The 14,994-nt window shown below is 64.2% G+C and carries 14 protein-coding genes and 1 riboswitch; of the genes, 10 read left to right on the top strand and 4 right to left on the bottom strand.

The window, feature by feature from the left end; all coding sequences use genetic code 11:
* Positions 1–458: 458 nt before the first annotated feature.
* Both ASF90_RS13335 and ASF90_RS13340 read right to left on the bottom strand, forming a co-directional pair.
* Positions 459–2,117 (bottom strand): PA domain-containing protein, encoded by a 1,659-nt coding sequence (locus tag ASF90_RS13335; protein ID WP_055850843.1) that lies wholly within the window; start codon positions 2,115–2,117, stop codon positions 459–461.
* A complete protein-coding gene (locus ASF90_RS13340; protein ID WP_055850846.1) occupies positions 2,110–2,520 on the bottom strand; it encodes a hypothetical protein in 411 nt (136 codons plus the stop codon). The genes ASF90_RS13335 and ASF90_RS13340 overlap by 8 nt, the downstream gene beginning before the upstream one ends.
* Before the next feature lie 729 nt (positions 2,521–3,249).
* Here ASF90_RS13340 and arsC point away from each other — a divergent pair.
* Both arsC and def read left to right on the top strand, forming a co-directional pair.
* Complete coding sequence (gene arsC, locus ASF90_RS13345; RefSeq protein ID WP_055850848.1) at positions 3,250–3,672, top strand: arsenate reductase (glutaredoxin); 423 nt, start codon at positions 3,250–3,252, stop codon at positions 3,670–3,672.
* Positions 3,673–4,020: 348 nt separating this feature from the next.
* The gene (def, locus tag ASF90_RS13350) at positions 4,021–4,536 is read left to right on the top strand and encodes a peptide deformylase (RefSeq protein WP_055850850.1); all 516 of its coding nucleotides are present in this window, start codon (positions 4,021–4,023) and stop codon (positions 4,534–4,536) included.
* Positions 4,537–5,104: 568 nt separating this feature from the next.
* On the opposite strand, the gene ettA is transcribed toward def, so the two are convergent.
* Positions 5,105–6,766 (bottom strand): energy-dependent translational throttle protein EttA, encoded by a 1,662-nt coding sequence (ettA, locus tag ASF90_RS13355; protein ID WP_055850852.1) that lies wholly within the window; start codon positions 6,764–6,766, stop codon positions 5,105–5,107.
* Between the two features lie 226 nt (positions 6,767–6,992).
* Here ettA and ASF90_RS13360 point away from each other — a divergent pair, with 226 nt between their 5' ends.
* From ASF90_RS13360 to ASF90_RS13385, 6 genes are all read left to right on the top strand, one after another.
* Positions 6,993–7,514: an RcnB family protein gene (locus tag ASF90_RS13360; protein WP_055851425.1), complete on the top strand. Its 522-nt coding sequence runs from the start codon at positions 6,993–6,995 to the stop codon at positions 7,512–7,514.
* A 191-nt stretch (positions 7,515–7,705) separates the two neighbouring features.
* A complete protein-coding gene (gene glyA / locus ASF90_RS13365; RefSeq protein WP_055850854.1) occupies positions 7,706–8,959 on the top strand; it encodes a serine hydroxymethyltransferase in 1,254 nt (417 codons plus the stop codon).
* A gap of 102 nt (positions 8,960–9,061) precedes the next feature.
* Positions 9,062–9,586: a transcriptional regulator NrdR gene (gene nrdR, locus ASF90_RS13370; RefSeq protein WP_005997276.1), complete on the top strand. Its 525-nt coding sequence runs from the start codon at positions 9,062–9,064 to the stop codon at positions 9,584–9,586.
* A 4-nt stretch (positions 9,587–9,590) separates the two neighbouring features.
* Entirely contained in the window at positions 9,591–10,067 is a 477-nt protein-coding gene (locus ASF90_RS13375) for a GNAT family N-acetyltransferase (protein WP_055850857.1), read from the top strand.
* A complete protein-coding gene (gene ribD / locus ASF90_RS13380; protein WP_055850858.1) occupies positions 10,064–11,158 on the top strand; it encodes a bifunctional diaminohydroxyphosphoribosylaminopyrimidine deaminase/5-amino-6-(5-phosphoribosylamino)uracil reductase RibD in 1,095 nt (364 codons plus the stop codon). The genes ASF90_RS13375 and ribD overlap by 4 nt, the downstream gene beginning before the upstream one ends.
* Before the next feature lie 190 nt (positions 11,159–11,348).
* Positions 11,349–11,780 (top strand): hypothetical protein, encoded by a 432-nt coding sequence (locus ASF90_RS13385; protein ID WP_055850860.1) that lies wholly within the window; start codon positions 11,349–11,351, stop codon positions 11,778–11,780.
* A 248-nt stretch (positions 11,781–12,028) separates the two neighbouring features.
* On the opposite strand, the gene ASF90_RS13390 is transcribed toward ASF90_RS13385, so the two are convergent.
* Positions 12,029–12,652 (bottom strand): hypothetical protein, encoded by a 624-nt coding sequence (locus ASF90_RS13390; protein ID WP_055850863.1) that lies wholly within the window; start codon positions 12,650–12,652, stop codon positions 12,029–12,031.
* 220 nt (positions 12,653–12,872) lie between these two features.
* A riboswitch (FMN riboswitch) is annotated at positions 12,873–13,048 on the top strand.
* A 168-nt stretch (positions 13,049–13,216) separates the two neighbouring features.
* Between ASF90_RS13390 and ASF90_RS13395 the strand changes: the two genes are divergently transcribed.
* Positions 13,217–13,819 carry a riboflavin synthase gene (locus ASF90_RS13395; RefSeq protein ID WP_055850865.1) on the top strand — a complete coding sequence of 201 codons (603 nt, stop codon included), beginning with the start codon at positions 13,217–13,219 and terminating at the stop codon, positions 13,817–13,819.
* Positions 13,816–14,955, top strand: coding sequence for a 3,4-dihydroxy-2-butanone-4-phosphate synthase (ribB, locus tag ASF90_RS13400; RefSeq protein WP_055850868.1), 1,140 nt, complete (start codon positions 13,816–13,818; stop codon positions 14,953–14,955). Before ASF90_RS13395 ends, ribB begins: the two co-directional genes overlap by 4 nt.
* Positions 14,956–14,994 lie beyond the last annotated feature (39 nt).

Below are 14,994 nucleotides of genomic sequence, written 5' to 3' on the forward strand. Positions count from 1 at the left end.
AACGCGTGGTGTGAGCGAAGGAAGGGCTGAACAACGCGCGGCATGACGGGGGAACCTGGGATGTCGCTCAAACGCGGCTGTCTTCCCTGCTGAATATCTAGCAGTTGCGCATAGTGAAGATTGCCAGCGGTGTTGATCGAAAACACGCGGACGCGTTGTGCAGCGCCTCCCAAACGAGGCCAGCGTGTGTGGCCGTTGCGGCAGACGCAGTGCATCGTTCTGCGCCACGTCGAGGTGCGATGGCGCGCATTGCATCGACGCACATTGCTGCATGCAGTACACAGCTGATGCGGTTGTAGCCGTTGCGCAGACGCAGTGCATCGCTCTGCGCCACATCGAGGTGCGATGGCGCGCATTGCATCGACGCACATTGCTGCATGCAGTACACAGCTGATTACGCATAAACGAACGGCGCCTCGCGGCGCCGTTCGCATCACATCTGAGCGACTACGCCTGGGTTACGGGCGTACCTTGGTCGCGCAGATAAACGTGGCGGCCTGCTGCAGACGACTGATCGCACCCTGGTCTTCCAGTTCGCGGATGTGATCGTTCATGCAGGTCAGATAACCGAAGCGGTTACCGGTATTCTGCGTCTTGCACAGGCTGCTCTCGGCGGTCAGGTTCGCACCGACGATCAGACCGCCGGTTTCCACCGTCGGCACCAGCGTGCTGCAGTTGCCCAGCCGGGTCAGGCCACGGTTCAAGGTCCAACCGATATCGGCAAACATCGCCGGGGTCAGGTCGATGTTCAGATGCGCCTGTACTTCCGGCGTATCGAACGGTTCCATCAACGCGTTGGGCTGCAGATCGGTATCGAAGTGCGAGAACGTCGAACCACCGGCCACCACGCTGGGCGCATACAACCGCGTGCGGCCTGCGCTGTCGGTGCCCTGCAGCAGCTCGGGATCTTCGTACAGCGCCGCCACCACGCCGGTGCTGCTCTTCAACCGTGCGCCATCGGCCTGCGACACCATGATCGCCGGGATGGTGATGTCGGTGATCGGCGGCGCCGCATTGCCCATGGTCTGCACGCCGCCGGCGTTGTTGGCCACGATCACGCCCACCGCACCGTTGAGCTGTGCGTTCTTGACCTTGATGGCGAAGGCGCAGGTGCCGCGGTCGATCAGCGCCACCTTGCCGGCCACCTCGGCCGCATTGACGAACGGCGTTTCGCAGCCATCGGTGGCCGATGCGGCGGCAACGCCGTCATTGATGGTCACCACTGCGCGCGCCGGGAAATTGCCGGCGCTGGCCAGCGGCCCGAAGCTGGCAAAGCCCACTTCGAACTTGCCAGCCGCAGTGGCCGGCGCGCTGACCTGCAGCAGCGTGCGCGGGTCCAGGATCAACGCCGCCTCGCGGTTGACGCGGGTGCCGGCCCACACCGTGCGACCGGGCGTGCGCATCGCCTCGGCGCGCAAGGCGTTGGTCATGGTCGGGTCGTCGAAACGCTTGTTCTGCACGTTATCGAAGGCCTGCGAGGTGTAGACGTCGGTCAGGCCGCTGCCCGAACCGAGCACGCCGGTGGTCTTGTTGAGGAAGCCGGCAGCGCCCAACCCGTGGCCGATCTCGTGCATCACCACGTTGAGGAAGTTGATCTGGCCTGCCGGAGTCTTGCCGTCCAGGCCCAGATACCAGCCCGAACCGGCCAGGCAGTCGTCCTTGCCCAGATCGCCGTTGAACTGCGAAAACACGTCGGCCGGATCGGCCGGATCGGGCACCAGGTCCTGCCCGGCGATCGCATCGCCCAGCGCGGACGGATACAGCGTATTGGCCTTGGCGCCGGGGAAGTCGTTGACGATCCAGTTCGGGCCGGCCTGGCCCAACGTGCCGCCGGTGGCGGTGCAGGTCAGCCGTGCAAACGAGGCATACACCTTGATTTCGACGTTGCTTTGCAGCACCGCGCCCCACAGATCCATGGCGTATTGGTAGGCGATGCGACGCTGTTCGCCGACCGACCGCCCGGGATTGCCGCCCAACGGTGCGGCGGTGGTGGGGTCGTTCAACCCGACCACGGTGCCGGCGTCGCCATTGATCAGCGTGACGTTGGCAGCGGATGCATGCAGTGGCGCCAGCGCCGCGCCCACGGCCAGGGATAACAGCAACAAGGGCTTATTCATGCGGCAGCGCTCCGTGCTCGGCGTGGGCGGGTTGGGTGTCTGCGTCGTCGCTGTGCTCGATCACGATGCGGCCGTCGGCCTGGCGTGTCGCTGTCAGCGAGCTCATTTGCGTGGCCGGCAACTTGCGCACCACGGTGCCGTTGGGCAGGCGACGCTCGGTGGCGCGTGCGGCCGCCTCGGTCTGCGGCATGGTCGTGCGGCTCGCCCCACTGCGGGCGGCGGAGCCAGCCTGCTGGTCCAGCGCCGCACTCTCGGCGTCGGTCAGCGGACGCAGCTTGCCGGTGACGGGATCGATGCCGACCTTGGAACTGGCGGCGACGTCCTGCGCCCCCGCAACGGCGGGCAGGCAGGCAACACACAGCACACCGGACAGCATCCATCCGGGCTTGCGAAAGCTCATCATCGTTGGGATTTCCTTAAGTCCAACCGCAGAAAGAACGCCGTGCGACACACCGGAGTTCGAGAGATACTTCCGTTTCAGTCTGTTCATGACTGAACCATGAATCCGTGATGTGTGTCAATCTTTTGACAGTTGGCGCGCTGAATGCGAACGGATGTCCTGAAAACGTCAGTCTCGTGCTTGCGTCACGATGCTTTTCGGGAATCGGTAGCGGTCCTGGGGCGTTCTAGTCAGAAATCTGACGCCCTGGCGACGGTGTGCGGCAGATTGCCGAGCTCCCTGTTTCCCAGGGAGAAAGCGGCCGGGAGGGGGGTAGCGGCGGCGGCGCCTCGTGGACCTCACTTCACCAAGGTGGCTGCGCGCACACCTCCATGCCGCTCCTCGCCCCGGCCCGCGCGGGTGGCGCGGACGCACCAAGGCAAGTCGCGTCAGTCGCGCGCGAGCCGTACGTTCCTGCTCCGTGGGAGGGGGTCACGATTTCGCCGCAACGACGCAGTCGACACCGCCGACCCAATGCCTGCGAGCGGCAAGCAGCAGTGACCAACCAGCCGTCAGAAACCAACAGCCAGCACAGCGATAGGCCGCAGCGGGCAAGCAGACAGGCCTGCAGGAAAGCGCAGGCGTGCGTGTACGGACTCGACACGTCCACTCGTACACTGCGCGTCCTGCAGAGTGCTTCGATCGTCAACGATTGCAGCGACACACGCATCCATCCAACCGAACAGGTCACGCATGCACGCCGTCATCTACCACAACCCCGCCTGCGGCACGTCGCGCAACACGCTGGCGCTGATTCGGCATGTCGGCATCGAACCGCAGATCGTCGACTACCTGCAGCACCCGCCCAGCCGACAGACGTTGCAATCGCTGATTGCCGATGCCGGTCTGTCGGTGCGCGATGCCATGCGTCAGAAGGGCACGCCGTATCTGGAGCTGGGACTGGACAATCCCGCGCTGGAGGACGCCGCACTGTTGAGCGCGATGATTGCGCACCCGATCCTGATCAATCGCCCGTTCGTGCAGACGCCGTTGGGTACGCGCCTGTGCCGTCCATCCGAGCGGGTGCTCGACCTGTTGCCGCTGGCCACCAGCGCATTCGCCAAGGAAGACGGCGAACCCGTGCTGGACGAGAGCGGGCAGCGGATCGGCGCTTGAGCGCTGCGGCGGATCGCAGTCCTGCACTGCATCGCTACCCACTCTGCGGCTGCTGCGCTAAAAGCAAGCAATAAAACGGTTGCGCGACCACTAGGCCGGACGGATTGGCGCCCTTGGCGCCATGGCAGTCTGCACCGCTAATCTCGCTGCGTCTGCCGCGCTGAGAGCGACCAACAAGGCGACCGTTTAACCACGGCATGTTTGACCAAAGGCAGGCGCGGCCGGTGCCAGGAAGCGTTATGCATCACTCCTACATTCCGGTTGGCGCCACCCATTCCGCCCGGCAGCCGCTCGCTAGCGTGTGTTGGCCGTTCTAAAATCGCTGTCGTGTTTTTGAGGAGCATCGATATGATTCGCGAAATTATCCGCATGGGCGACAAGCGCCTGCTGCGCGTGGCGCCACCGGTGACCAACTTGGGCAGTGCCGAGTTGCATGCCTTGGTGGCCGACATGTTCGAGACCATGGATGATGCGCACGGCGTCGGTCTGGCCGCTCCGCAGATCGCGGTGGACCTGCAACTGATGGTGTTCGGCTTCGAAGTCAGTGAGCGTTATCCGGACGCGCCCACGGTACCGCGCACGGCCTTGGCGAATGCGCAGATCGAGCCGCTGTCGGACGAGATGGAAAACGGCTGGGAAGGGTGCCTATCGATTCCCGGCCTACGCGCGGTGATCCCGCGTTACCGCCACATCCGGTATCGCGGCTTCGCCCCCGACGGCAGCCCGATCGAGCGCGAGGCCGAAGGTTTCCATGCCCGCGTGGTGCAACACGAATACGACCACTTGGTCGGTCGCCTGTATCCCTCGCGCATCGAGAATTTCGACACCTTCGGCTTCGAAGACGTGCTGTCCTACGATCTGTAACGCGTTTCTTTATCCGTGCACGGTCACGTGCGCAAACGCGGCCGTGCCGAAGCGATCGCGCACCAAGCGTGACGATGGCTGCCGGCCGCGCAGAGTTGGACAGGTGTAGCTCTGCAGCTACTGCACGTTCTGTAGCGCATGCACACCGTCCAGCCGTGGTCGACGTCGCACCCGATCAACTCGTACCTCGTGCCCTGTCCCTCGTACCCCGCAACGCAGCACCACTCGATTCCATCAGTGCTCGATCAACGCAACAGGCGCGATGTCCTTGCCGCTTCCGGGACCCTGTAGCGGCATGGATGCAGCTACGGAGCCTCCACGGACGGATTCACGGCGTGTCCCGGAAGCGGCAAGGGCATCGCGCCCTCGACCACCAGTGATGCACCCAATCATGGCAAGCGCAAGCGCCCGCGTAATCGCTCAGATACGCCGCATCCCAGCGTTGCCTGCACCAACGCGTCACACACCCGCACACCAAACAGCACCACACATTCACACCTGCCGCCCCCAAACCCCACAAACAAAAAGGGCGCCTAGCGGCGCCCTGATCGTGACAACTTGAACGCGCTTACTTCAGCGCCTTGAAGCGCAGACGCTTCGGGCCCGCGTCATCGCCCATACGGCGACGCTTGTCTTCTTCGTACTCGCGGTAGTTGCCCTGGAAGAACTCCACATGCGAGTCGCCTTCGAACGACAGGATGTGCGTGGCAATGCGATCGAGGAACCAGCGGTCATGCGAAATCACGAAGGTGTTGCCTGGGAACTCCAGCAACGCATCTTCCAGCGCACGCAGCGTTTCGATGTCCAGGTCGTTGGACGGTTCGTCGAGCAGCAGCACGTTGCCGCCCTGCAGCAGCGTCTTGGCCATGTGCAGACGGCCGCGCTCGCCACCGGAGAGCGCACCGACCATCTTCTGCTGGTCCTGGCCCTTGAAGTTGAAGCGGCCGATGTAGGCGCGCGACTGAATCTCCACACCGTTGATGTTGAGTATATCCAGGCCGCCAGCGATTTCCTGGAACACGTTGTGGTTGCCTTCCAGTGCATCGCGGCTCTGGTCCACGTAGGACAGCTGCACGGTGGGGCCGACCACGATTTCGCCGGAATCGGGCTTTTCCTGGCCAGTGATCATCTTGAACAGGGTCGACTTACCGGCACCGTTGGGGCCGATGATGCCGACGATGGCGCCGGGCGGCACAATCATCGACAGGTTGTCGATCAGCAGACGGTCGCCGAACTTCTTGGAGACGTTCTTGAACTCCATCACCGAGTTGCCCAGGCGCTCGCCCGGCGGGATGAAAATCTCGTTGGTCTCATTGCGGCGCTGATAATCGACCGACTGCAGTTCTTCCAGGCGGGCCAGACGCGCCTTGCCCTTGGTGCGACCGCCCTTGGCGTTCTGCCGCGACCATTCCAGTTCCTTCTGGATCGCCTTCTGGCGTGACTTTTCCTGGTTGTCTTCCTGCTTGAGGCGCTCGTCCTTCTGGGTCAGCCAGTCGGTGTAGTTACCCTTCCACGGAATGCCGCGGCCGCGGTCCAGCTCCAGGATCCACTCGGCGGCGTTGTCCAGGAAGTAGCGATCATGCGTCACCGCCACCACGGTGCCGGTGTAGCGCGCCAGGAACTGTTCCAGCCACTCCACCGATTCGGCGTCCAAATGGTTGGTCGGTTCGTCGAGCAGCAGCATGTCCGGCTTCTGCAGCAGCAGGCGGCACAGCGCCACGCGGCGCTTTTCACCACCGGACAGCTTGCCCACGATGGCTTCCCACGGCGGCAGGCGCAGCGCATCGGCGGCCACGTCCAGCTGGTTTTCCAGGGTGTGCGCATCGCCCGCGGCCAGGATCGCTTCCAGGCGTTCCTGTTCCTTGGCCAGCGCGTCGAAATCGGCGCCTTCTTCGGCATAAGCCACATACACCGCATCCAGCGCGGCCTGGGCCTGCAGTACATCGCCCACACCTTCTTCCACCGCCTCGCGCACGGTGTGCTCGGGGTTGAGCTGCGGTTCCTGGGCCAGATAACCGACCTTGATGCCGGCCTGTGGACGGGCTTCGCCTTCGAAGTCGGTGTCCACGCCGGCCATGATCTTCAGCACCGTCGACTTGCCCGCGCCGTTCAGGCCAAGCAGGCCGATCTTGGCGCCCGGGAAGAAGCTCAGCGAGATGTCCTTGATGATCTGCCGCTTGGGCGGGACCACCTTGCTGACGCGGTTCATGGTGTAGATATATTGCGACATGGGTGCTCCGTGGACGCAGGCAGCCCGCCGGCCGAGGCCGGAGGCGGCGGAAAAGGGATTGCGGCAATTATACGGGCAAGTGCCCGGGGCCGCGGCAGACGGGCGTGTAGCTAAACGGCAGCCTACCTATTACCTGAATAGGCGTTTTCGTAATCGATTCCAGCAAGAATGCGTTAAGGCGAGCAGCGTCTTAATGAAATTGCGACATCGCAAACAGGAGCTGGTCATGAACCGCAATCGCATCGTCACTGTTGTGCTTTCTTCCATCCTGGCGTTGGGCTCCATGGCCCCGGCTGCGTTCGCCGGCGACTGGGACCGCGACCACGATCGCCGCGGGCATGACCGCGACGATCGCCACGACCGCGGCCGCGATCATCGCGGCAACTGGGGCAACGACCGTCGCGACTGGCGCGATGACCGCCGGGCCGAACGTCGCGACGACCGCCGCTATTACGGCAACGGTTACCGCGAGGGCTATCGCGATGCCCGCTATCAGGACCGTCGCTACGACCGCAACCGGGTCTATGTCTACGATCGCCCCACCTACTACCGCGCTGGCCCGCCGCCGCGCCCGTATTGGGCCCGTGGCCAGCGTTATCACGGACCGGTCTATGTTGTGAACGACTATGACCGCTACAACCTGCGTCGCCCGCCGTACGGCTACCGTTGGCAGCGCGACAACACCGGCAATCTGCTGCTGGTCGCCATCGCCACCGGCGTCATCGCCGACCTGGTCCTCAACAACTGAGCAGGCACCGGGTTGCTCGCCGAGCAATCGGGCCGGTCATCACACAAAGGCGCACTTCGGTGCGCCTTTGCCGTTTGCGCCGCGCGCCGGCCGACCGGGCGCATTGCCGCAACAGCAGCGCGATTGGTCACCCGTGCGGCGGGGGCTTACAATCGGCGGCCCTACTGGCTGCAGCTGCCCCGGAGCTTCGAATGTTCTCGCGCGACGTCCGACTGGAAACCTACGACCCCGAACTGGCCAAGGCCATCGCCGCTGAAGTTGGCCGCCAGGAGGATCACGTCGAACTGATCGCCAGCGAGAACTACTGCAGCGCGCTGGTGATGGAGGCCCAGGGCAGCCAGCTGACCAACAAATACGCCGAAGGCTATCCGGGCAAGCGCTATTACGGCGGTTGCGAGTTTGTCGACATCGCCGAGCAACTGGCGATCGACCGCATCAAGCAGGTATTTGGTGCCGACTACGCAAACGTGCAGCCGCACAGCGGCTCGCAGGCCAACCAGGCGGTCTATCTGGCGCTGCTGCAGCCCGGCGACACCATCCTGGGCATGAGTCTGGCCCATGGTGGCCACCTGACCCACGGTGCCAAGGTCAATGTCTCCGGCAAGCTGTTCAAGGCGGTGCAGTACGGCGTCGACGAGCAGGGCCTGATCGATTACGACGAGGTCCAGCGCCTGGCCACCGAGCACACGCCGAAGATGGTCGTGGCCGGTTTCTCTGCGTACTCGCAGAAGATCGACTGGGCGCGCTTCCGCGCCATCGCCGACAGTGTGGGTGCGTATCTGTTCGTCGACATGGCGCACGTCGCCGGCCTGGTTGCCGCCGGCGTCTATCCGAGTCCGATGGAGCATGCGCACGTGGTCACCTCGACCACCCACAAGACCCTGCGCGGCCCGCGCGGCGGCATCATCGTGGCCAAGGGCGCCAGCGAAGAGCTGCAGAAGAAGCTGCAGTCGATCGTGTTCCCCGGCATCCAGGGTGGCCCGTTGATGCACGTGATCGCGGCGAAAGCGGTCGCGTTCAAGGAAGCGCTGGAACCGGCCTTCAAGACCTACCAGCAGCAGGTGGTCAAGAACGCCCAGGCCATGGCCAACACGCTGATCGCGCGCGGCTACAAGATCGTCTCCGGCGGCACCGAGAACCACCTGATGCTGGTCGACATGATCGGCCGCGATGTCTCCGGCAAGGATGCAGAGGCCGCGCTCGGCAAGGCCCACATCACCGTCAACAAGAATGCAGTACCCAACGACCCGCGTTCGCCATTCGTGACCTCGGGCCTGCGCCTGGGCACCCCGGCCATCACCACGCGCGGTTACAAGGAGCAGGACAGCATCGACCTGGCCAACTGGATCGCCGACGTGCTGGATGCTCCGGCCGACGAAGCAGTGCTGGCCAAGGTGCGCGATGCAGTAACTGCGCAGTGCAAGAAGTATCCGGTGTATGGCTGAGGTGCCGGGATTGGTGATTCGGGATTGGGGATGCGCGGCAAGCGCGTCCTTGTTCCTGCTGTTGCCAATCCCTAATCCCCACTCACCAATCTCGGCAACCTGATGCACTGCCCCTTTTGCCAGCACAACGACACCCGCGTGATCGATTCGCGGGTGTCCGAAGACGGCACGACGATTCGTCGGCGCCGTGAGTGCGAGGCGTGCGGCGAGCGTTTCAGCACCCTGGAAACCATCGAGCTGAAACTGCCGACGGTGGTCAAGAGCGATGGCGGGCGCGAGGCGTTCGACGCGCGCAAGCTGCGCACCAGCTTCGACCGCGCGCTGCAGAAACGCCCGGTGTCCGAAGAGCAGATCGAAGCGGCGGTGCGCGCGGTGGTGCATCAGCTGCGGATGTCCGGCGAGCGCGAAGTGGGTTCGCTACGCGTGGGCGAATACGTGATGGTCGAGCTGCGCAAACTCGACCATGTGGGCTATGTGCGCTTCGCCTCGGTGTATCGCAGTTTTCAGGACGTAGCCGATTTCCGCGAAGAAATCGAAAAGCTCGAACGCGAGCTTCCGGTCGGTAGCGAGCAATTGCCGCTGCTGGAAGCGGCGCTGGAACGTGCCGGCAAACCCGGTAAGCGCTGAGCGCATGCGCATCGCCTGCGTGGCGGACACGCCAGAACATTTGCCTGCCATCGCGCAGGCGCATCTGCAGGCCTTCGGCAGCCTGTTACCGGACTGGAACATCGACGAAGCGTTGAGCGAACTGCGCAGCCATACCCGCGATGGCGTGATTCCCACCACCTGGGTCGCGCTCGATCAGTCGCACTGGCTCGGTTCGGTCAGCCTGCTGGAGAACGACGATGGCCGCATCCGGCAATGGTCGCCCTGGCTGGCATCGCTGTACGTGCAGCCGCAGGCGCGCGGGCAGGGCATCGGCGAAGCACTGGTGGCGCACTGCGTGCGTGCGGCTGCGCAATTGCAGGTGCCGCTGCTGTATCTGTATTGCCAACCTGCGCTGGTGCCGTTTTATCAGCGGCTTGGCTGGCACACGCATGCCGAGCTATTGCTTGGCCCGATGCAGATCGTGGTGATGGCCATCGCGCCGGAGGGAGCAACGCAATGAACGTGACGGCCGACGACCACCGCTGGATGGCGCAGGCACTGCGCCTGGCAGAACGCGGTGCCTACACCACGCGCCCCAATCCAATGGTGGGCTGCGTGATCGTGCGCGATGGCATGTGCGTGGGCGAAGGCTTCCATCAACGCGCCGGTGGCCCGCATGCCGAAGTGTTCGCACTGCGCGCTGCCGGCGAGCGTGCACGCGGAGCGACCGCGTATGTGACGTTGGAGCCGTGCGCGCATTACGGGCGCACGCCGCCGTGCGCATTGGCCTTGATCGAGGCTGGCGTGGCGCGCGTGGTCGCGGCGATGGCCGACCCGTTTCCGCAGGTCAACGGCGGTGGTTTCGCGCTGCTGCGCGAGGCGGGGATCGAGGTGGTCAGCGGCGTGCTGCAGGCGCAGGCGCGCGCGCTCAATCGTGGATTTTTGTCGCGGGTGGAGCGTGGCCGCCCGTGGCTGCGGGTCAAGCTGGGCGCCAGCCTGGATGGGCGCACTGCGCTGGCCAGCGGCGAGTCGAAGTGGATCACCGGTGCCGACGCACGTGCCGACGTGCAACGCTGGCGCGCGCGTGCCGGTGCCATCCTGACCGGTGCCGGCACGGTGCTGGCCGACGATCCGGCGATGACGGTGCGTCTGGGCGATGACACACCTTTCGTGCCGCCGTTGCGGGTCGTACTGGATGCGCGCTTGCGCACCCTGGAGTGCGAGAAGATTCGCCAGGGCGATGCACCGACGCTCTATCTACATGGCAACGCTGCATCAGCGACGCCGCTGCACAACGCCGAGTTCGTCGGGATGCCACTGCACGACGGTCGCTTCGATCTGGGAGCGGTGTTGGCGCTGCTGGCCGAGCGCGGCATCAACGAAGTGCACGCCGAAGCCGGCGCAACCCTGAGCGGCGCGCTGCTGCAAGCTGGTCTGGTCGACGAACTGCTGGTCTATCTGGCGCCGGTGGTGCTGGGGGATGCCGCCAGACCGTTGTTGGCCGGGCTTGGCATCGACACCATGGCGCAGCGTCGCACGCTGCATCTGGCCGATGTGCGCCAACTTGGCCAGGACCTGCGGCTGCGCTATCTGCCTGGTGCCGTTGAATGAGCGCTGGCTCTGATGCAAGAGAACGTTGCAGGCTGCTGATTCTGTAGCTCACGTGTTCTGTAAGCGTTGAAGCTTGAGGGTGACCTTACCGAATGCATAGCCTGCCGGGGGCAGGGCGGGCCCGAAAGGACCAACGATGCAGACGACGGTTAGACACTGCCTACCAACACGTGCTCTTAAGCCTCTTTAGATGAAGCTCACTTTTCTTCTTGTCATCGGATTTCTCACTATGACCATGGACACTGCACAAGCCCGGCAGTTTGCGGAAGGGCAAGTCTGGGAATACCGCAGCAGGGCCGAAGAGCCGGGATCGACGCTGCAGATCAACAGGATCGAGATCGAGCCGAAGATTGGCGAAGTGTTCCATATCAGCGTTCGCGACGTTCGGGTAAAAAATGCGCGTGCGCCCAACGCCATCTCAACGGAGTTGCCGCATTCTCCGGTGTCCAGAACGACACTCGAAAGCTCCGTCACGACGCTTGTCGGCCAGGCCGCGGTGAACCCGGAGTATCTGGAGGGCTACACAACCTGGCGGACTGCTTTTGAAGAAGGCAACGCTGGAGTTTTCACGATCCCCGTCAGTGAGATCGTCGATGTCATCGAAACCACGATCAATCAGTAGCAGGATGCGGCGTTGGTGTCGTGGTCGACGGCATGCTCCGGCTTCTGGACGTTTCTGGATGCAAATCGCAGCAAGCGTGCGTGCGATGTTGCAGGCGCTAGAGACGCGGCTTCCACCACCCATTCTGCTGGTTGTGCTTGCAGCCGTCGCGAAACGCGTTTGCCTTCAGGGGCACCCTAATCGCGCCAGGAGTGGCTGACAAAAAAGGCTCCGCAAGCGGAGCCTTTTTTGTAGCTGCAGCGCGTCGATCAGAAGCTTGCGCGCACGCCGACACGGTACTGATTGGCGTTGTCGATGAACTGGACTTCGCCGACCAGGCCCCAGGTCGGGGTGAAGTTCACCTGGCCGCCGAGTGTGCCGACGAATTCGCCTTCGTCCACGTCGCTGCCGTCGATGTAGCCGGCCTTGATCCATGCTTCGGTCCGCGGCGAGGGCTTGCCACGCAGGCCGAGGTTACCGAAGCCCAGGCTGCTGGTGTCGGAGGAGTCGTCGATCGAACGGCCGCGCAGGCGCAGGTCGGATTCGACCTTGGAGCGCAGCACGCTGATGTCGGCGATGAACTCGACACGCTCGGTCATTTCCTGGCGATAGCCGATACCGAAGCTGGCCTGCTGCAAGGTGCCTTCGAGCACAAAGCCAGAGCCGAGGTTGAAATCCTTGGTGGCGCGCTGGTAGCCGGCGAGCAGGTAGACCGGCTCGGCAATCTTCCACGAACCGCGCAGGTAGCCGCCGTCGAGATCGTCCGAATCGCCGTTCACGGTGATTTCGGTGCGGTTCCAGCCGCCTTCGACGTAGCTGTAGCTCAGGCCTTCAGCAGCGGCGGCAAACGGGGTGGCGGCCAGCAGGGCAGCCAGAATCAGGGTGGTGCGCATAAGTGTTCTCTCTGAGTTGATGTCCGTGTCTTCCGGCCTGTTGCAGGCTGGAAAAAAGCGCGACGTCTCCCGCCGCGGCGCGCAATTTAACAGACTCTTCACAAAACTGGCTATGGGGAAATTCCTGACACGACACAGCGTCCTGTTGGCCTTAGCTGGTGGTCAGCAATGGCGCCGATGCGCGCTGTTAAACTGCGCCGGCCGGTTCGCCGGTACTTACGAACGTCTTCAGGGCGGGGTGCGATTCCCCACCGGCGGTAGGCACGTGCAAGCGTGCGAGCCCGCGAGCGCTTCGCAGCGGTGTCCGGGGCGTTATGTGCCGGGCGTGGTGCGAAGGTCAGCAGATCCGGTCCGATGCCGGAGCCGACGGTATAGTCCGGATGAAAGAAGACGGCCAACGCGCAGCCCTTGCGGCTGTGCGCGCGCCTGTTTGCTTTGCCTTGCGGCGTTTTTCGCTCAACTTCTGCGAGAAACGACTATGTCTTTGCATTACCTGTCGCGTTGCATCGCGACCTTCCATCGCGCCAACTCACCCCGATCGCTACTGCAAACGGGGGTGTGCTGATGTTTACTGGAATCATTGAAGGCGTGGGCCGTCTGGCGGCGCGCCAACCGCAGGGTGGCGATGTGCGGTTTACCTTCGCTGTCGGCAGCTTGCCGTTCGACGCGGTCCAATTGGGCGAAAGCATCGCGATCAATGGCGTTTGCCTGACCGTGATCGCGTTCGACGCGAGCAGTTTTCAGGCCGATGCGTCTACCGAAACCCTGTCGCTGACCACCTTGGGCGCGTTGCCGGAAGGCGCGGTGATCAATCTGGAACGTGCGATGCGCCCGACCGACCGCCTGGGCGGGCATCTGGTCAGTGGCCACGTCGATGGGCTGGGTCAGGTGCAATCGGTGCACGAGGATGCGCGCGCGCAGCGCTGGCGGTTTGCGGCGCCACCGGCGGTGTTGCGCTACGTGGCCAAGAAGGGCTCGATCTGCGTGGATGGTGTCAGCCTCACCGTCAACGAAGTGGACCAGGATGGCTTTGAAGTGGCGTTGATTCCGCACACGGTCGCCAATACCGCGTTTGCGGCCACTGCGGTGGGCGCTGCGGTGAATCTGGAAATCGATCTGGTCGCGCGCTATGTCGAACGTTTGCTCGGCACGCGGGGTGAGGCATGAATTTCGCGCCGGTTCCCGAGCTGATCGAAGAGTTGCGTGCCGGGCGCATGGTGGTGATCGTCGATGACGAAGACCGCGAAAACGAGGGCGATCTGATCATGGCCGCCGAGCTGGTCAAGCCGTCGGACATCAATTTCATGGTGACCCATGCGCGCGGGCTGGTGTGTCTGTCGCTGACCCGCGAGCGGTGCGCGCAACTCGGCCTGGCGCCGATGGTGCGCAATAACACCGCGCAGTTTCAGACCAACTTCACCGTCAGCATCGAGGCGGCCGAGGGCGTCACCACCGGTATTTCGGCGTACGACCGTGCGCACACGGTGCGGACCGCGGTGCGCCCGGATGCCAAGCCGCAGGACCTGAGTCAGCCGGGTCACATCTTCCCGCTGATTTCGCAGCCCGGTGGCGTGTTGACCCGTGCCGGGCACACCGAAGCCGCCAGCGATCTGCCGATGCTGGCGGGGCTGGAACCGGCCGGCGTGCTGGTGGAAGTGCTCAACCCGGATGGCAGCATGGCGCGCCGCCCGCAGCTGGAAGTGTTCGCCCGCGAGCATGGGCTGAAGATGGGCTCGATCGCCGATCTGATCGCGTACCGCCTGGCCAACGAGCACACCGTCGAGCGGGTGGACGAGCGCGACATCACTACCGAGTTCGGGCCGTTCAAACTGGTGACCTACCGCGACCGCATCGCGCACGACCTGCACTTTGCGCTGGTGCGCGGCGCGGCCGATCCGCACACCCCCACGCTGGTGCGCGTGCAGGTGGAAAACCCGCTGGCCGATCTGCTGCATTGGCAGCGCGATGATTTCGGGGTGGCCGCCACCGATGCCTTGCGTGCGATCGCTGCCGAAGGGCAGGGCGTGATGGTGGTGCTGTCGGCACCGCGCGACAGCGAATCGCTGTTGGCGCGGCTGCGTCAGCAGCCCGAAGCTTCCGCCAACGCCAAGGATGTCAGCCAGTGGCGTCGCAACGGTGCCGGCGCGCAGATCCTGGCCGAACTGGGCCTGGGCAAGCTGCGCGTGCTGGGCACCCCGCGCCGCCAGGTCGGCCTGGCCGGCTTCGGGCTGGAAGTGGTGGAGTATCTGGAATGCCACGCGGGCGAAGCGGTGCGTTCGGTGCCGCCGACCGCGATGCCGTAGCGCATCCAGTCCCGGCAGCGCGTGGTGGCTAGCGGGTGC

This window comes from Xanthomonas sp. Leaf148 (assembly GCF_001423585.1).
Lineage (GTDB): Bacteria > Pseudomonadota > Gammaproteobacteria > Xanthomonadales > Xanthomonadaceae > Xanthomonas.